At 73.6% G+C, this 17,243-nt stretch carries 13 protein-coding genes and 1 pseudogene; 4 read left to right on the forward strand and 10 right to left on the reverse strand.

Annotation, left to right across the window (positions count from 1 at the left end; all coding sequences use genetic code 11):
* A pseudogene (locus IE330_RS39380) lies at positions 1-298 on the reverse strand (hypothetical protein); the annotation flags it as partial.
* A 124-nt stretch (positions 299-422) separates the two neighbouring features.
* Between IE330_RS39380 and IE330_RS33590 the strand changes: the two are divergent.
* Positions 423-2,462 carry an MFS transporter gene (locus IE330_RS33590; protein ID WP_190139960.1) on the forward strand — a complete coding sequence of 680 codons (2,040 nt, stop codon included), beginning with the start codon at positions 423-425 and terminating at the stop codon, positions 2,460-2,462.
* Positions 2,463-2,896: 434 nt separating this feature from the next.
* On the opposite strand, the gene IE330_RS33595 is transcribed toward IE330_RS33590, so the two are convergent.
* The gene (locus IE330_RS33595; protein WP_190139961.1) at positions 2,897-3,214 is read right to left on the reverse strand and encodes an antibiotic biosynthesis monooxygenase family protein; all 318 of its coding nucleotides are present in this window, start codon (positions 3,212-3,214) and stop codon (positions 2,897-2,899) included.
* A 48-nt stretch (positions 3,215-3,262) separates the two neighbouring features.
* A complete protein-coding gene (locus IE330_RS33600) occupies positions 3,263-3,667 on the reverse strand; it encodes a DnaJ family domain-containing protein (protein ID WP_190139962.1) in 405 nt (134 codons plus the stop codon).
* An 80-nt stretch (positions 3,668-3,747) separates the two neighbouring features.
* Between IE330_RS33600 and IE330_RS33605 the strand changes: the two genes are divergently transcribed.
* Positions 3,748-4,140: an FHA domain-containing protein gene (locus IE330_RS33605; protein WP_190139963.1), complete on the forward strand. Its 393-nt coding sequence runs from the start codon at positions 3,748-3,750 to the stop codon at positions 4,138-4,140.
* Positions 4,141-4,227: 87 nt separating this feature from the next.
* Here IE330_RS33605 and IE330_RS33610 read toward each other — a convergent pair whose 3' ends face one another.
* Both IE330_RS33610 and proP read right to left on the reverse strand, forming a co-directional pair.
* On the reverse strand, positions 4,228-4,911 hold the full coding sequence (locus tag IE330_RS33610) for an O-methyltransferase (RefSeq protein ID WP_190139964.1): 684 nt from the start codon (positions 4,909-4,911) through the stop codon (positions 4,228-4,230).
* A 547-nt stretch (positions 4,912-5,458) separates the two neighbouring features.
* Positions 5,459-6,811, reverse strand: a complete 1,353-nt coding sequence (proP, locus tag IE330_RS33615) for a glycine betaine/L-proline transporter ProP (RefSeq protein WP_190139971.1) — start codon at positions 6,809-6,811, stop codon at positions 5,459-5,461.
* Between the two features lie 496 nt (positions 6,812-7,307).
* On the opposite strand from proP, the gene IE330_RS33620 reads away from it, so the two are divergent.
* Positions 7,308-9,647 carry a bifunctional glycosyltransferase 87/phosphatase PAP2 family protein gene (locus IE330_RS33620; protein WP_444546241.1) on the forward strand — a complete coding sequence of 780 codons (2,340 nt, stop codon included), beginning with the start codon at positions 7,308-7,310 and terminating at the stop codon, positions 9,645-9,647.
* On the opposite strand, the gene IE330_RS33625 is transcribed toward IE330_RS33620, so the two are convergent.
* Both IE330_RS33625 and IE330_RS33630 read right to left on the reverse strand, forming a co-directional pair.
* Positions 9,604-11,238 carry a DUF8823 domain-containing protein gene (locus IE330_RS33625; protein ID WP_190139965.1) on the reverse strand — a complete coding sequence of 545 codons (1,635 nt, stop codon included), beginning with the start codon at positions 11,236-11,238 and terminating at the stop codon, positions 9,604-9,606. The genes IE330_RS33620 and IE330_RS33625 overlap by 44 nt on opposite strands.
* 243 nt (positions 11,239-11,481) lie before the next feature.
* Complete coding sequence (locus IE330_RS33630; RefSeq protein ID WP_190139966.1) at positions 11,482-12,726, reverse strand: cytochrome P450; 1,245 nt, start codon at positions 12,724-12,726, stop codon at positions 11,482-11,484.
* A gap of 282 nt (positions 12,727-13,008) precedes the next feature.
* Between IE330_RS33630 and IE330_RS33635 the strand changes: the two genes are divergently transcribed.
* Positions 13,009-14,178, forward strand: coding sequence for a steroid 3-ketoacyl-CoA thiolase (locus tag IE330_RS33635; RefSeq protein ID WP_190139967.1), 1,170 nt, complete (start codon positions 13,009-13,011; stop codon positions 14,176-14,178).
* 503 nt (positions 14,179-14,681) lie between these two features.
* Here IE330_RS33635 and IE330_RS33640 read toward each other — a convergent pair.
* The 3 genes from IE330_RS33640 to IE330_RS33650 all read right to left on the reverse strand — a co-directional run.
* Complete coding sequence (locus IE330_RS33640) at positions 14,682-15,092, reverse strand: aggregation-promoting factor C-terminal-like domain-containing protein (RefSeq protein WP_229926111.1); 411 nt, start codon at positions 15,090-15,092, stop codon at positions 14,682-14,684.
* Positions 15,093-15,472: 380 nt separating this feature from the next.
* On the reverse strand, positions 15,473-16,399 hold the full coding sequence (locus IE330_RS33645; protein WP_190139969.1) for an ECF transporter S component: 927 nt from the start codon (positions 16,397-16,399) through the stop codon (positions 15,473-15,475).
* Positions 16,392-17,243: energy-coupling factor ABC transporter ATP-binding protein (locus IE330_RS33650; RefSeq protein ID WP_190139970.1), on the reverse strand; the 852-nt coding region annotated here is incomplete at its 5' end. The genes IE330_RS33650 and IE330_RS33645, both read right to left, overlap by 8 nt.

The following is a 17,243-nucleotide window of genomic DNA, read 5'->3' on the forward strand; positions in this document are numbered from 1 at the left end:
GCCCCGGCGGCAGCGGCGCCGACGCGAGCGCCGGGAGCGGCGACGCGGGCTCCGGCAGCGTCACGTACGGCCGGATGCGCAGCGGATCGAAGTCCTCGGCGGCCGCGGCCTGCGCGGAGCGGGTCTCCAGGACGGCGTCCGCCGCCTGCCGCGCGCAACCGCAGACGGGCGCGCCGTCGGGTGCCCGCGCGGTGCCGCACCGGGGACAGACGGGCCCCGCGGGCGCCTCACCGGCCCCCGTACCAGGTCCTAAGGCGGGCTCCTCGGGCCCCATGGGCCTCCCGTGCCGCTCGCTCACTGGGTGCTCCCCTCCCTCGGCCGCCCCGCAGAGCTCTCCAGGAGTATGCAGCCGTACGACTCAACAGGCCATAACGGGAGACACGGCCCACGATGGAGTTGGAGGAGCACCCGGGGAGGTGTCCATGACGCAGGACGTGAGCACACGGCCGAGTGGGCCGGGACGCGGGACAGGGGCACAGGAGCACGTGTCCGGCGGTGTGCTGGTGTCCATCGGCGCGCTGCTGCTCGGCATGCTGCTCGCCGCCCTGGACCAGACCATCGTCTCCACCGCCCTGCCGACGATCGTCAGCGACCTCGGCGGGATGGAGCACCTGTCGTGGGTGGTCACGGCGTATCTGCTGGCCGCCACGGCCGCCACCCCGCTGTGGGGCAAGCTCGGCGACCAGTACGGCCGCAAACGCCTCTTCCAGTCCGCCATCGTGATCTTCCTGGTGGGTTCGGCGCTGTGCGGGGCCGCCCAGAACATGGGCGAGCTCATCGCCTTCCGCGCCCTCCAGGGCCTCGGCGGCGGCGGGCTCATGGTCCTGTCGATGGCGATCGTCGGCGACCTCGTGTCGCCGCGCGACCGCGGCCGCTACCAGGGCCTCTTCGGCGCCGTCTTCGGCGCCACCAGCGTGCTCGGGCCGCTGCTCGGCGGCCTGTTCACCCAGCACCTGAGCTGGCGCTGGGTCTTCTACGTCAACCTGCCCGTCGGCGCGGTCGCGCTCGCCGTCATCGCCGTCGCGCTGCGCATCCCGGCCCGCACCGCCCGCCACACCATCGACTACCTCGGCACGTTCCTCATCGCCTCCGTCGCCACCTGCTTCGTGCTCGTCGCCTCGCTCGGCGGCACCACCTGGCCCTGGGGCTCGCCGCGGATCATCGGGCTCGCCGTGCTCGGGGTGGTGCTCGCGGTGTGCTTCGTGGCGGTCGAGCGGCGGGCGGCGGAGCCGGTGATCCCGCTGCGGCTGTTCCGGGTGCGGACCTTCACCCTGTCCGCCGTCATCAGCTTCGTCGTCGGCTTCGCGATGTTCGGGGCCATGACGTACCTGCCGACGTTCCTCCAGGTCGTCCAGGGCGTCTCGCCGACCATGTCGGGCGTGCACATGCTGCCGATGGTCGTCGGCATGCTCATCGCGTCGACCGGGTCCGGGCAGATCGTCAGCCGGACCGGGCGCTGGAAGGTGTTCCCCGTCGCGGGCACCGGCATCACCGCGCTCGGGCTGCTGCTCCTGCACCAGCTCAAACCGGACAGCCCGACGGTCGAGATGAGCGCGTACTTCTTCGTCTTCGGGTTCGGGCTCGGCCTCGTCATGCAGGTGCTCGTCCTGATCGTGCAGAACGCCGTCGGCTACGAGGACCTGGGTGTCGCCACCTCCGGCGCGACCTTCTTCCGCTCCATCGGCGCCTCGTTCGGCGTGGCGGTCTTCGGCACCGTCTTCACCAACCGGCTCGGCGACAAGCTCGCCGCGTTCCTGGGCGGCCGGGACCTGCCGCCGGGCGTCACCGTGGACTCCCTCAAGGCCGACCCGCGCGGCATCGCGGAGCTGCCCGCCGCGCTGCGGCCCGGCGTCGTCAGCGCGTACGCCAGCTCCATCACCGACGTCTTCCTGTACGCGGCGCCGGCCGCCGTCGTCGCCTTCGCGCTGGCCTGGCTGCTGCGCGAGGACAAGCTGCGCCGCGCGGTCACCGCGCCCGACCCCACGCAGACGCTCGCCAGCAACCCGGTGCAGCGGTCCTCGTACGACGAGGTGGCGCGGGCCCTGTCCGTCCTCGGTACGCGGGAGGGGCGGCGCGCGGTGTACGAGGACATCACCCGGCGGGCCGGGTACGACCTGCTGCCCGCCGCGAGCTGGCTGCTGCTGCGGGTCAGCCGCCACGGGCACGTGGAGCCCGGGGCGCTCGCCGAGCGCAGCGTGGTGCCGCTGACCGTCATCACGCAGGCCGCGCGGCAGTTGGAGGAGCGCCGCCTGGTGCTGCGCGAGGGCCTGGGCCTGTGGCTGGCCCCCGCGGGCCGCGAGGTCGCCGCGCGGCTCGCCAAGGCCCGCGAGGAGTCGCTGGCGGAGCTGCTGGGGGACTGGTGGACGCCGGGGCGGCCGACGGATCTGATGCGGTTGGTGGAGGAGCTGGGCGCGGAACTGTGCGGCTCCGTGGCGGAACGCCCCCGAGCCCCCTCCCGCTGACCGGGGCCGGCCCTGGCGGGGCCCAGGGCGGGTGGGGTGCTCCCCGGTCCCTGCTGCCTGCGGCGCTGGCGTGGGCTTTCCCACCCGCCCGCCCGTCACGCCTGGCTTCGCTGGCGCGGCCTGGGGTGGGTGGGGTGCTCCCCGGTTTCTGCTGCCTGCGGCGCTGGCGTGGGCTTTCCCACCCGCCCGCCCGTTACGCCCGGCTTCGCCGGCGCGGCCTGGGGTGGGTGGGGTGCTCCCCGGTTTCTGCTGCCTGCGGCGCTGGCGTGGGCTTTCCCACCCGCCCACCCGCCCGCCCGTTACGCCCGGCTTCGCCGGCGCGGCCTGGGGTGGGTGGGGTGCTCCCCGGTTTCTGCTGCCTGCGGCGCTGTCGTGGGCTTTCCCACCCGCCCACCCGTGACGCCTGGCTTCGTTGGACCGGCTTGGGGCGGGGGTCAGGCCTGCTTCGGTGCTGCCTGCTGGACGACCTCGAAGGACCAGACCTCGTTGCCCGTGGCCGCGGGCTTGGGGCGGTCCGCGCCGCCTTGGTGGGCCGCCTTCATGGGGCCCTCCATCCAGGCCTGGAACGACGCCTCGTCGCGCCAGCGCGTGTACACCAGGTAGTCGTCCGTGCCCTCCACCGGGCGCAGGAGCTCGAACCACTCGAAGCCGTCCGAGTTCTCGACGGCGCCCGCGCGGGACGCGAAGCGCTGCTCCAGGACCTCGCGCTGCTCGGCGGGCACGTTCAGGACGTTGATCTTCACGATGCTCATGCGCCCCATCCTCCCGTACCGCCGCGTGAGGATGGCGTGAGGTCCCGGTCAGCCGCCGTGCCGTTCGCGCCAGCCGCGCGCCACCTCCTCCACGTCGTACGGCCGCAGGCCCAGCGGCGGGCCCGGCGGAGGGGTGCGCAGCGCCTCGCGGATCTTGTCGTTCAGCTCCGTCACCAGGCGCCGCGCCACGCGCTCGGACGGCGCGTCCGCCGCGGCCGCGAGGACGTCCTCCGCCTCCTTGCGCAGCGCGAGCGTCGGCGACAGCACGGACACGCCCTCGCGGGCCAGCTTCCGCTTGACCCACCACAGTTCGTCGTACGGCGCGTTCGCGTCGTCGGGCAGGGGCTCGCCGCGGCCGGGCAGCGCGGCGAAGTCCCCGCGCTCCTCCGCCTCGCGGATCTGGCGGTCGATCCACGACTCGAAACTCACACCGGGTGGCTTCCGCTCCGTCATGCGTTCCATCGTCCCAAAGGGCGCGCGGCGCGGGCGGGGCTAGGATGCGCGCGAGTGTCCGACTTCATGGGGGTGCGGAGATGCTGGAGCTCACGATGGCCACGCTGTCGGGTGCGGACGCGGGGGCGACCGCGGGCATGACGATGGCCGAGGTGCCCAGCGAACCGGGCGCCGTGCTGCGCGTCGGACGGGACGGCGCCGTGTGCCGACTGGTACCGCCGCAGGACTGGCTGTTCGTCTCCCGTACGCACCTGGAGTTCCGCTGCGGCGCCGACGGCGTCTGGACCGTCACCTGGCTGCGCGGCTCCCAGCCCGATCCGGCCTCCGAGGTGCGCGTCCACACCGGCGGCAGCGCGACGCCGCTCCCCTACGGCGGAGCGGCGCCGCTGCCCCGGGGCGGCTCCGGGGAGATCGTCGTCCAGGACCGGTCGGGCCCGCGCAGCGTGAACGTGGGCTTCTACCACGAGGGCTGAGGCTTCGAGGGGCCGTCGCTCGCAGTCCCGAACAGATCATGTCCCGTACGCGGATCGGTTCCGTGCGCGGATCGGTCCGCGCGTGGATCAGTCCCGTACGCGGATCAGGGCGAAGCCGTCGTAGCCCTTCGCGCCCACCGTCTGCACCGCCGTGCCGTCGAGCCTCGGGTGGCTCGCGACGAGTTCCAGGGCCTCGTGGGTGCCGCGGATGTCCGGTTCGTCGGCCGCGGCGGGGTCGGCGACCCGGCCGCCGCGGACCACGTTGTCCAGGACGATCAGGCTGCCCGGGCGGGTCAGCTTCAGGGTCCACTCCAGGTAGCGGGCGTTGTTCACCTTGTCCGCGTCGATGAAGACCAGGTCGAACGGGTCGGCGCCCTCGGCGTGCAGCGCGGCGAGGGACTCCAGGGCCGGGCCCGTGCGCAGCTCGGTGACCTTGTCCAGGCCCGCGTGGGTGAGGTTGGCGCGGGCCACCGTGGCGTGGGCCGGGGCGTATTCGAGGGTGACGAGGTGGCCGCCCGCCGGGAGGGCGCGGGCCAGCCAGATGGTGCTGTAGCCGCCGAGGGTGCCGATCTCCAGGATGCGGCGGGCCGGGGTCAGGAGGGCGAGCAGGTGGAGGAACTTGCCCTGGGTCGGGGTGACGGCGATGGGGGGCAGGCCGGCGGCCTCGCTGGTGCGGTGGGCGTGGGCGAGGGCGTCGTCCTCCGGGGTGAGGAGGTCCGCGAGGTAGGTGTCCACGGTGGTCCACTCGGGCTGAGCGGGTTGGGGGGTCACTGGTGCTCCTTCCGGGTCGGGGTGGGCCGGTGGGCCCTGCCGGGGGCTCCCCAATCCCACCCCTTCCCGAAACCAGGGGCTCCGCCCCTGGACCCCGCCATCAGCGCTCCGCGCCTCGTCCTCAAACGCCGGACGGGCTGAAAACCACCCCCCCGACGACGCACCGCAAGCCACTAGGCCGCGACCGAGCGCGCCCTCAGGCCCGGGCGGGACAGCAAACCCCCGACGACGCACCGTGAGCCGTCAGGCCGGGACCGAGCGCGTCCGCGGGCCCGGGCGGGTGGGCGGGTGGGAGACATCCGTCGCGAAGCGGCGGCACAGGGCGATCGCCGACGACGAACCGTGAGCCGCCAGGTCGGGGCCGGGCGTGGACGCCGGGCCGGACGGGTGGGCGGGTGGGAGACATCCGTCGCGGAGCGGCGGGACAGGTGATCGGTGTCGACGAAGCCGGAAGCCGCCAGGTCGGGGCCGCGTGGACGTGCCGGGCCGGGCGGGTGGGCGGGTGGGAAGCAAGGGCGGACCCCCGCCCAAGGCCCAGGGGCCAGGCTCAGTGGGAGGGCGCCGACCCCGGCAGCGGCCGCCCCGCCGACTCCGCCATGCGCCAGACGGCGAAGCCGCCCACCACCGCCGCGGCCATCATGTAGTACGCGGGCATCATCCGGTCCCCGGTCGCGCCGATGAGCGCGGTGACCACCAGCGGCGTCGTACCGCCGAAGACGGACACGGAGATGTTGAAGCCGATGGACAGCGAGCCGTAGCGGACCTTCGTCGGGAACAGGGCCGGGAGCGCCGACGGCATGGACGCGGTGAAGCAGACCAGGAGCAGGCCGAGGGCGGCCATGCCGAGGGCGATGGCCCACAGGGAGCCGGTGCGGATCAGGAGCAGGGCGGGCGCGGACAGGAGCAGGAAGCCCGCGCAGCCCGCCGCGATGACGGGGCGGCGGCCGACGCGGTCCGTGAGCGCGCCGGCGAACGGCTGGACGCACATCATCAGCGCCATCACCGCGAGCACCACGAGCAGGCCGTGCGTCTCGTCGTACTTCATCTCGCTGGTCAGGTACGTCGGCATGTACGACAGGAGCATGTAGTCGGTGACGTTGAAGACCAGGACCAGGCCCACGCACAGGAGCAGGGCCCGCCACTGGGATGTCACCAGGTCGCGCAGCCGCACCTTCTCGCGGGTGCGCTCGTCGGCGTGGGCCTTCTCCAACTGGGCGGCGAACGCCGGGGTCTCCTCCAGGCGCAGGCGCAGGTACAGGCCGATCAGGCCCATCGGGCCCGCGATGAGGAACGGCACGCGCCAGCCCCAGGAGAGCAGGTCGTCCGTGGAGAGCAGCGCGGTCATCAGGGTCACCAGGCCCGCGCCGCCGATGTAGCCGGCGAGCGTGCCGAACTCCAGCCAGCTCCCGAGGAAGCCGCGCCGCTTGTCGGGGGCGTACTCGGCGATGAAGGTGGAGGCGCCCGCGTACTCGCCGCCCGTGGAGAAGCCCTGCACGAGGCGGGCGGCCAGGAGCAGGACCGGCGCCCAGACGCCGATCGTCGCGTACGACGGGATGAGGCCGATGGCGAAGGTGCCCGCCGCCATCATGATCATGGTGAGGGCGAGGATCTTCTGGCGGCCCACGCGGTCGCCCAGAGGCCCGAAGACCATGCCGCCCAGCGGACGGATGAGGAACGCGGCGGCGAACGCGCCGAAGGTGGACAGGAGCTGCGCCGTCGGGTTGCCGGAGGGGAAGAACACCTTGCCCAGCGTGACCGCGATGTAGCTGTAGACGCCGAAGTCGAACCACTCCATCGCGTTGCCGAGCGCCGCCGCCTTCACGGCGCGCCTCACGAGCACCGGGTCGGTGACGGTGGCCTCGGCGGTCTCCTGGCTGCGGGGCGCCGCGGGGGGCGGCACCGCCTGTTTGCGGAGTGCGACGGGGTTGGCGTACGGCAAGGGCTCGCTCGCCTGCCTTTCGGTCGACTACAGGACAAGTCGACGACGATAGGTGGAGGCAGCACCTTTACGGATTGTGATCCTCCGTTTCCAGAGGGCGGAAAAAGTGGCTGTACGCAGCCCAAACGGATCAAGATGGTCCAGTACGGACACGGCTCCCTTGTGATCTATGTCGCGTCCCGGGCCGGGAACCGGGCACCCGGGGACGGGGACGCCCGGGAAAGACCGGGTGCGGACCACCGCGCCGGGACGGAGCGCCGGGCGCGACCGGACCCGGGGCGGCCCCCCGGTTGGGCACCGGAGTCGAAAAGCCGATAGAAAGCGGTGTGACTGCCAGGTGAAGAGGGGATCGCGCGCGTCTCAGTCAGGGGCACGCGCGGGCCCCCGCGGACGAGATCGCGGATCTCCTGGCGCGTTGACCGAGGATGCACGGATGGGGCGGGAGGGCCGACAGGGCGTGGCGAATGTTGAGCAGAGGGGACCGGGGAACGCCTTGGGCGCGGGACCGTCCGGTTCGCCCACGGCGCGGATCGCGGCGATCCGTGTCGCCCTGTGGCTGATCGCCGCCGTCCTCGCCGTCCGGCAGGCGGCCGTCGTCCTGCGCACCCCCAAGGGCGAGCGGCTGACCGACCTGGAGACCTGGGTCGGGCCGAACGGCGTCCTGCACGTGAAGGGCTCGCTGTACGACGCGGACAAGTTCACCGGCACGCCGTTCGCCGGGCTCGTCCTCAAGCCGCTGACCAGCGCGGCCGAGCAGGCCCTCGGCTGGGCCTGGACCTTCGGCACCCTGGGCCTGGTCGCCGCGCTCGGCCTCGTCGCCGCCCGTGCCCTGCCGCAGCCCGTGTCCCGGCGCACCTCGCTGCTCGCGGCGCCCGTCGCGATCTGCCTGCTCATGCTCTCCCTGCCGGTGCGCAACACGCTGCACCTGGGGCAGACCAGCATCATCCCGGTCCTGCTCGTGCTGCTCGGCTGCTTCGCCGTCCGCTCCGAGCGCACCTGCGGTGTCCTCGTCGGCGTGGCCGCCGCGCTCCAGCCGACCGTGCTGCTCTTCGCGCCGCTGCTGTGGTTCACCGGCCGCAGGAAGGCCACCGCGTCCCTCGGCGCCACCTTCGCCGCGCTGACCGCCGTCGCCTGGGCGGCCCTGCCGCACGACTCGTGGACGTACTGGGTGCACCACCTGGCGGGCGCGGGCCTCGGCGCGAACCCCGACGCCAACGCCAACCAGTCGCTGCACGGCGCCCTGCTCCGCCTCGGCCTTCAGGGCCCGGTCGAAATAGCGCTGTTCCTGGCCCTCGGCGTGGCCGTGGCCGTCCTCGGCCTGCGCCGCGCGGTGACGTACGCGCGTGACGGACAACTGCTGCTCGCGGTCGCGCTCACCGGCTGCGTGGCCATCGCCGTGTCCCCGACGAGCTGGCAGCACCAGCTCCTGTGGCTGCTGCTCGCGGTGGTCGGCCGGGTCGGCAGACGCGCCTCGGACCGGTACGTGTGGCCCATCGCCATCGTCCTGGTGATGACGCTGCCGTCGAAGATGATGCTGCCGAACATGTCGCTCCTGGAGCCGCTGCGCGACAACGTCGTCCTGCTGGCCGCGCTGGCCTCCGCGCTGTTCGTGCCGTTCCTGTCCCGGACCGCGCCGGAGTACCGGACGCCGGTCCCCACCTCGTACGCCGCTCCGGTGCCGGCGCGGTGGTCGTGGGTGCCGCTGTTCCCGTTCTGGCGGCGCGTGCTCACCCGGCCGAACCTGCTGCTCGAACTGCTCCTGATCCGTGTCGGCTACTCCGCCTACCAGCAGACCCGGCTCGCGGCGACCGGCGGCACCATCTCCGGCGGGCGCGAGCGGGCCGAGCACCACGGGGAGCAGATCCACTCCGTCGAGCAGTTCCTGCACATCGACGTCGAGCACTGGTTCAACCATCTGACGTCGCGCACGCCGTGGATGGAGAGCTTCTTCAACTTCTACTACACGTCGTTCCACTTCGTGGTGCCGCTGAGCGTGCTCGCCGTGCTCTACCTGCGCCGCCCGGCGCAGTACCGCTGGGCGCGCTCGGCGCTCGGCTTCGCCACGATCCTGGCGCTCGTCGGCTTCTGGGGCTACCCGCTGGCGCCGCCCCGCCTGATGCCCGACCTCGGCTTCATCGACACCGTGCACGGCCCGCAGGACTTCTCGCAGCCGGACTACGGCACGCTCACCAAGCTCACCAACCAGTACGCGGCGATGCCCTCACTGCACTTCGGCTGGTCGCTCTGGTGCGGCCTGGTCATAGCGATCCTCGCGCCGAAGTGGTGGATGAAGGTCCTGGGCCTGCTGCACCCGTTCTTCACGGTGTGCGCGATCGTGGGCACCGGCAACCACTGGGTGCTCGACGCGGTGGGCGGCGCGGCCGTGGTCGGCGCCGGGTTCGGCCTGACGTACGTGCTCCAGGGGCCGCGTGTGAAGCAGGTGGTCGCCGTGGCCACGGCCGGGGGCGCGCCCCCGGAGGCCGAGGTGCCCCGCACGGCCGAGGCGGCCACCGGCACGGAGAAGGCCGGGATCGTCGAGGCGGGAGCTGAGAAGGCCGGTACCGACAAGGCCGGGGCTGAGAAGGCCCGTACCGACAAGGCCGGAACCGCCGAGACCGGTACCGCCGAGACCGGTACCGCCAAGGCCGGTACCGCCGAACCTCCCCGGGCCGCCGACGACGGGCCCAATTCTCCGGACGGTGCGGCCGGGAAGCCGGACCGCGCGGCCACCGAGCCGGACGGACCTGGCCCGCTCAGCAGCGGGCAGGACGCGACGGGCGACCGTACCCCGAGCTGATCGTGTACGTGCCGGGCGCGGGCACGGTGAGCCGGGTGAAGTCGCCCTGCTTCGCCAGGCACGCGCCCTCGGCCCGCAGCCACGGCGAGTACACGATCCGCACCGTCACCGGCCCCCGCTCCGGGACCCGCACCACCACCTCCGTACTGGTGGAGCGGACCACGGAGGCGGGGGCCGACGCCATCGGCACGGCGTTCCGCACCCGGAAGATCCGCCAGTGCCGGTCCTTCCACACCGGCTCCAGCCATTCCGGGCCGCTCGCCACCAGCGCGGCCTCGTCCAGGGCGGGCCCGTCCGGTCGGCCGGACGGCAGGACCACGAAGCCGACCGCCCACTTGTCCAGCCACGCGCGGTACGTGGCCGCGGAGAACGAGCCGTCGTAGAACAGGCGGCCCCGCTCGATGTCGAGCTGGCGGTTCCAGCCGCGGGCCATGTTCACGTACGGGGCGAGCGCGGTGGCCTCGCGGTGGTTGCGGGCCGGGACCACCTCGACGCGGCCCCGGTCGGCGCCGAGCCGCCGCAGGGCGTCCACCACGCCGTCGGTGTCCGTCGCCCACGCCGGGACGACCGTCGACACCTCCAGGTCGTCGGCGGTCTTCTGCGCCACCCACGCCGTCGACAGGACCAGGGCCGTGACCAGCGCCATCCGGCGCATCGCGGTCAGGGCCGGGGTCAGCAGGGCGGCGAGCAGCAGCGCGGGCGCCACCAGCTCGGCGAGCCGCTCGACGTTCGTGCCGACCGGGGACGGGACGAGGTACGTCAGGACGGTCCCGGCCGCGTACACGCCCGCGCCCCGGCGCAGCACCCGCCACTCGCGCGGCCCGGCGACGATCAGGACCAGGCTGAAGAAGACCGGCGGGAACACCCGGTCCGCCCACATCAGGTGCTCGCCCTTGAAGGGGAAGAGCACGGTCGTGGTGGCCACGACCACGACCGGCGGCACCAGGAGCACCAGCGCCCGCCCCCAGTCCCGGACGAGGACGTAGCCCGCCCCGGCGACCAGCAGGAACAGGCCCGCCACGGGCGAGGCCATGGTGGCGAGGGCCGAGCAGAGCGCCGCGACGGTCAGGCGGCGGGTGCCCAGGAGCGCGAGCACCGCGCCGAGGCCGAAGGCGACGCCGAGCGCGAACGTGGTGCGCCCGGAGGCCACGTTGCACCACACGGCGAGCGAGGCGAGCACGGCCGGGGCGAGCGGGCGGCGCACCCCGGCCCGCTCGATGACCATCGCGACCAGCCAGGCCCCGGCGATCCCGGACAGCACGGTGACCGTCTTCACGCCGAGCGCGGCCATCACGTACGGGGAGATGACGCTGTAGTTGGCGGTGTGCATGCCGCCGTACCAGAAGAGGCCGTAGGCGGCGGAGCCGTGGTCGTCGGCGAAGCGCGCCCAGGCCTGCTGCGCGGCGAGGTCGCCGCCGCCGGTGGCGAGGACGGCCGCCCACAGCGCGTACAGGGGCAGGGTGGGGGCCGTGGCGAGGACGGGTGTGCGGTGGCGCCGGTAGAAGGAACGGAACGCACGGAAGGGGCCCTTCCGCTCCGTGGGCGAGCTGCCGGCCGGGAGGAGCGAGAGGTCCGCAGAGACCACGGTCACCGTTTCCGTTCGAAGTCTTGAGGTTCTTGACGGATGTTGTCCTTTCCTCAAGACGCGTGAGGTGCCCAAAACGTTGGCGTGCCGCGCCGATCACATGAACATCTGGCGGAATCCCGAGGACGTCCGGGCCACGGGAGGCGGGAGCGGGGCGTAGGGGTGTGCCCCCGCCTCCCGTGGGGCCCGGCCTTCCGTGGGGTCCCTTGCCCGCTGACACCCGCGGGTGCGCGTCGGCGGGCGCGGGTGTCAGCGGACGGCGACCTGGAGTTCCTTGACGCCGTTGAGCCAGGCCGAGCGCAGCCGGCGCGGCCCTCCGGCCAGGCGCAGGTCCGGCATGGCCGCGGCGACGGCGTCGAAGATGAGGTCGATCTCCAGGACCGCCAGCGACTTGCCGAGGCAGAAGTGCGGGCCGCCGCCGCCGAAGCCGAGGTGGGGGTTGGGGTCGCGGGTGATGTCGAAGGCGTCGGGGTCGTCGAAGACGTCGGGGTCGTGGTTGGCGGAGGAGTAGAAGATCCCGACGCGGTCGCCCCGGCGGATCCGGGCGCCACCGAGCTCGGTGTCCTCGGTGGCCGTGCGCTGGAAGGCGACCACCGGGGTGGCCCAGCGCACGATCTCCTCGGCGGCCGTGCGCGGGCGCTCCCGTTTGAACAGCTCCCACTGGCCGGGGTGGGTGAGGAAGGCGTGCATGCCGTGCGTGATGGCGTTGCGGGTGGTCTCGTTGCCCGCGACGGCGAGCAGGATCACGAAGAAGCCGAACTCGTCGGAGGAGAGGTTCCCCTCGTCCTCCGCCGCGACGAGCCGGCTGACGATGTCGTCGGCCGGGCACTCCTTGCGGGCGGTGGCGAGGTTCATGGCGTACGAGACGATCTCCATGGCGGCCTCGGCGCCGACCTCCGCGGTGACCGCGTACTCCGGGTCGTCGTACGCCGCCATCTTGTTGGACCAGTCGAAGATCTTGGCGCGGTCCTCCTGGGGGACGCCGATGAGCTCGGCGATGGCCTGGAGCGGGAGCTCGACGGCGACCCGCGTGACGAAGTCGAAGCACCCGTCGGCCCCGGCGCTCTCCAGGGCGGCCCGGACGACCGCGCCGGCGCGGTCGCGCAGGGCCCGCTCCAGGGAGCGCACGGCCCGGGGCGTGAAGCCGCGCTGCACGATCTGGCGGACCCGGGTGTGCTCGGGCGGGTCCATGTTGATCATGATGAGCTTCTGGGCGTCGATCTGGTCGCGGCCGATGGACTCGTTGAAGCGGATGATCGCGGTGTTGGTGCTGGAGGAGAACAACTCGGGGTGCGTGGAGACGTACTTGACGTCCGCGTGCCGGGTCACCGCCCAGTAGCCCGCGTCGTCGTACCCCGCGACCCCGGGCCGCTGGGCCACCCAGTGCACCGGCTCCACCTGCCTGAGGCGTGCGAACTCCGGGAAGGGCACGCGGTCTTGCAGGACGTCCGGGTCGGTGAAGTCGAACCCGTCGGGCAGCGCGGGACAGGGCATCGGGAACTCCAGGGACGGCTGTGGAGCGGGGGACCGGAGGGTGCTCCGGAATGCTGACGGCCCATCAGTAGTCGGCTCGAAAGGTAGTAACGGGTTCTATAAGTGGCAAGGCCCGTGGGCCCGTTCGTTGCGCGCGGGCCGGGCCCGGGGTGTGTGCACGACCCTTGCGGGGGCGGGGTGGGGCTCAGCAGACTGCTGAACGGAACTAGAACGCGTACTAGTTCTCGCGCGCGGGCGGGGCGCCGGGACGTCCCGTTCCACCCCGGAGGAGAGGACGAGCTCATGGCCGCCGAACCCGTCATCGTCGAAGCCGTACGCACCCCGATCGGCAAGCGCGGAGGGGCCCTCGCCAACCTCCACCCGGCCTATCTGCTCGGCGAGACCTACCGGGAGCTCCTGGGGCGGACCGGCATCCACGCCGACTGCGTCGAGCAGATCGTCGGCGGCACCGTCACGCACGCGGGCGAGCAGTCCATGAACCCGGCGCGCACGGCGTGGCTCGCCATGGGGCTGCCCCCCGAGACGGCCGCGACCACCGTCGACTGCCAGTGCGGGTCGTCGCAGCAGGCGAGCCACATGGTCGCCAACATGGTCGCGGCGGGCGTGATCGACATCGGCATCAGTTGCGGGGTGGAGTCGATGTCCCGGGTGCCGCTGGGCTCGGGCAGCAAGCACGGGCCCGGCAAGCCGTTCCCCGACGAGTGGAACGTGGACCTGCCCAACCAGTTCGAGGCCGCCGAGCGCATCGCGCGCAGGCGCGGGCTGACCCGGCGCGACGTGGACGCCCTCGGGCTGCTGTCCCAGGAGCGGGCGGCGGCCGCGTGGGCCGAGGAGCGCTTCAAGCGGGAGACCTTCGCCGTGCAGGTGCCCACCACCGAGGAGGAGCAGGCCGCCGGGCAGGGGATGTGGCGGCTCGTCCACCGCGACGAGGGGTTACGCGACACGTCCCCGGAGGCGCTCGCGGGGCTCAAGCCGGTCATGCCGACCGCCGTGCACACCGCGGGGAACTCCTCGCAGATCTCGGACGGGGCGGCGGCCCTGCTGTGGGCGTCCAAGCGGATGGCGCGGGCCCTGAAGCTCAGGCCGCGCGCCCGCGTCGTCGCCCAGGCGCTGGTGGGGGCCGACCCCCACTTCCACCTCGACGGCCCCGTCGACGCCACGCGGGCCGTGCTCGGCAGGGCCGGGATGTCCCTGCGCGACATCGACCTGGTGGAGATCAACGAGGCCTTCGCCTCCGTGGTGCTGAGCTGGGCGCGGGTCTTCGAGCAGGACCTGGAGAAGGTGAACGTGAACGGGGGCGCGATCGCGCTCGGGCATCCCGTGGGGGCGACGGGGGTGCGGCTGCTGACCACGGCGTTGCACGAGCTGGAGCGGCGGGACGGGGAGTTCGCGCTGGTCACGATGTGTGCGGGCGGGGCGCTGGCCACCGCCACAATCCTCCAGCGGCTGTAACCCGCGCGGGGCGCCCCAGGCCCGCCCCTTCCCCGACCCCGGTGGCTGCCGCCCCCGGCCCCCCGCCCTTTCGTCTGGGGCTCCGCCCCTTTCCCCCGTCATCGGCGCTCCGCGCCTCGTCCTCAAACGCCGGACGGGCTGGAGGTGCCGCACCTCGCCGTCTCCGTCTGGGGCTCCGCGCCTCGTCCTCAAACGCCGGACGGGCTGGCTATCCCCGTCTCGCCGTCGTCGGCCGGACGGGTTGGGGGTGCCTTGACTCGGGGGCGTCGGGTGTCCGGCAGTCGACGACGGCGACCGAGGGGGCAATCTCAGCCCGTCCGGCGTTTGAGGACGAGGCCGTCAGGCCGATGAAGGGCGGGTGGGTGGGGAACGGCGCGGGGGGCCGACGACGGCGGGATGTGGCGGAATCAGCCCGTCCGGCGTTTGAGGACGAGCGCGGAGCGCGGAGAGGCGGCCACCCCGCCGGGGGTGACCGCCTCACGCTCAAGGCCCAGGGGCCAGGCTCAGTACCAGCCGTTGGCCTGCCAGTGGCTCCACGCCGCGCACGGGCTGCCGTAGCGCTCGTTCATGTACTTGTGGCCCCACTTGATCTGGGTCTCGGGGTTGGTCTTCCAGTCGGAGCCCGCCGAGGACATCTTCGAGCCCGGCAGGGCCTGGACCAGGCCGTAGGCGCCGGAGGAGGAGTTCGTGGCGGTGACGTTCCAGCCGCTCTCGTGCGAGACGATCCGGTCGAAGCACTGGAACTGGGCGGAGTCACCGATCACTCGCTGCGCCACGGCCTTGGCCGAGTCGGACGCCGGGGCGGCCTGGGCGGGGGCCGCGGCGAAGACCATGCCGGTGGCGGCGACGGCGAGGGCACCGCCGGTGAGGGCCTTCTTGGGGGTGGCGATGCGGCGGAGGAGCGAGACGGACACGGAGGACCTTCCGGTGGGGGACGGGGTGGTCGCGGGCGCTTGCCGCTCCCGCCCGGCGGGGCGGGGGCAATGCACCGGCGCCGAGGCCTCGAGCGTTTCCCGGTGGGCCCGGGGGGCTCGTGTACGGCCGTTCGGCGCCGTGCGACTCATCCAGAGAAACAGGCCCGGGAATCCCTGGCAATGCCCCCCTCTTACTAGTGGAACTCGCACCCGGGACGAAGGGCCCCGCTGTGATCTGGCTCTCAATCCGCAGGTCAGAGGCGGTTTTGGCGTGGGCGTGACAAGAAGGTCGGCTACGGCGCCGCCTAGTAGGGGACCTAAGTCCTGTGGGACGCCTCACCAGGAGGACCCCTCTGTTCTCACCGCCCGCGTACGGGCCGCTACGCCCGCGGCTCCTCGAATGTGACCGGCGCCTCGAAAGCGGCCCGCCGCGTGGCCCGGCGCAGCGCCTTCAGGACGGCCGGGCCGAGCGCGAGGCTCAGCACCACCGTGAGCACGGCGCGCGGCAGGTCCCAGCCCAGCGAGGTGGCCAGGCAGTACGCCACGAAGCGGGCCAGGTTGTCGCCGACCGCGTCGCCCGGCACGAAGGAGACGCCGGTCGCGAGGCCGGAGAGGTAGGGCCAGCCCTGGAGGTTCATGACGGTGCCGTAGAGGACGGAGGCCACCGCCCCGTACGCCCCGAGCAGCCACAGCTCGCGGCGGCCGCGCAGGACGTCGGCGCCCGGCAGCAGCCCGGCGCCCAGGCACACCCAGCCCATGGCCAGCATCTGGAACGGCAGCCACGGCCCGACCCCGCCGGTCAGCAGCCCCGAGGCGAACATCGACACCGCGCCGAGCACGAACCCGAAGCCGGGCCCGAGCACGCGCCCGCTCAGCACCATCAGGAAGAACATCGGCTCGATCCCGGCCGTGCCCGCCCCCAGCGGGCGCAGCGCGGCCCCGGCGGCGGCGAGCACCCCGAGCATGGCGACGGACTTGGCGTCCAGGCCGCCGTCGGAGATGGTCGCCACGACCACCCCGAGCAGCAGCGGGAGCAGCGCGGCGAAGAGCCAGGGGGCGTCCCGCGCGTGCGCGCCCAGGCCCGAGTCCGGCCCGGCGAGCAGGGGCCAGCCGAAGGCCGCGACGCCTACGGCGGTGACCAGGGCCAGGGCGGCGGTGGAACGCCTTCCCAGGCGGACGGGGCGTACCTGTGCGGCCTGCGGGGCGGCCGGAGGCCCTCCGCGGGTCGTGTGGGGCCGGGCGCGCCCACGCGGCGGAGCCGCATGTGTCCGGGCCCCGTGCCCCTTCGGGGCGCTGCCGTCACTCATCGGCCGCCTCCAAGGCATCCCGTACCTGCGTCACCGTCAGCCACTCCTGTGGCGCCAGGACCTTGGTGACCTGCGGGGCGAAGGACGGGGAGGAGACGACCACCTCGGCCGTGGGGCCGTCGGCCACGATCTCGCCGTCGGCGAGGATCACCACGCGGTGGGCCAGCTCGGCCGCCAGCTCCACGTCGTGCGTGGCGAGGACGGTCGCGTGGCCCTCGGCGGCGAGGCCGCGCAGGATCGCGACCAGGCGGGCCTTGGCCGCGTAGTCCAGGCCGCGGGTCGGCTCGTCGAGCAGCAGCAGGGGCGGGCGCGCGGTGAGGACGATCGCCAGGGCGAGGGCCAGGCGCTGGCCCTCCGACAGGTCCCGGGGGTGCGTGTCGTCCGCGATGCCCGGCAGCAGCTCCGCCACCAGGGCGCGGCAGCGGCCCGCGGGCGCCCCGGCGTCGTGGTCGGCGGCGGCGCACTCGGCCGCGACCGTGTCGGCGTACAGCAGGTCGCGCGGCTCCTGCGGGACGAGGCCGACGCGGCGGATCAGGTCGCGCGGCGCCGTGCGGTGCGGGACGGCGCCGCCGACGCGGACGGTCCCGGCGGTCGGCGGCACCAGGCCCACCAGGGTGGACAGGAGGGTGGACTTGCCCGCGCCGTTGCGGCCCATCAGCGCGACGGTCTCGCCGGGCACCACGGTGAGGTCGACGTGCCGCAGCGCCTCGACGCGGCCCCGGCGCACCGCGAGCCCCTCGACCCGCGCCCCGGCCTCCCCGTCCGCCCCGGGGGCTCTGTCACGCCCCTTCTTCCGCAGCGGCCACCGCCGCCCCGCCGGGCCCGGTTCCGGCGCCCCGGCGCG

This window comes from Streptomyces longispororuber, assembly GCF_014656095.1.
Classification (GTDB): Bacteria; Actinomycetota; Actinomycetes; order Streptomycetales; family Streptomycetaceae; genus Streptomyces; species Streptomyces longispororuber.

What these genes read in the sequence shown, in the direction of transcription:
- IE330_RS33590 (WP_190139960.1), top strand. Translation starts at nt 423, where the DNA reads ATGACGCAGGACGTGAGCACACGGCCGAGTGGGCCGGGACGCGGGACA.
- IE330_RS33600 (WP_190139962.1), bottom strand. Translation starts at nt 3,667, where the DNA reads ATGACGGAGCGGAAGCCACCCGGTGTGAGTTTCGAGTCGTGGATCGAC.
- IE330_RS33635 (WP_190139967.1), top strand. Translation starts at nt 13,009, where the DNA reads ATGGCCGCCGAACCCGTCATCGTCGAAGCCGTACGCACCCCGATCGGC.
- IE330_RS33605 (WP_190139963.1), top strand. Translation starts at nt 3,748, where the DNA reads ATGCTGGAGCTCACGATGGCCACGCTGTCGGGTGCGGACGCGGGGGCG.
- IE330_RS33645 (WP_190139969.1), bottom strand. Translation starts at nt 16,399, where the DNA reads ATGAGTGACGGCAGCGCCCCGAAGGGGCACGGGGCCCGGACACATGCG.
- IE330_RS33630 (WP_190139966.1), bottom strand. Translation starts at nt 12,726, where the DNA reads ATGCCCTGTCCCGCGCTGCCCGACGGGTTCGACTTCACCGACCCGGAC.
- IE330_RS33595 (WP_190139961.1), bottom strand. Translation starts at nt 3,214, where the DNA reads ATGAGCATCGTGAAGATCAACGTCCTGAACGTGCCCGCCGAGCAGCGC.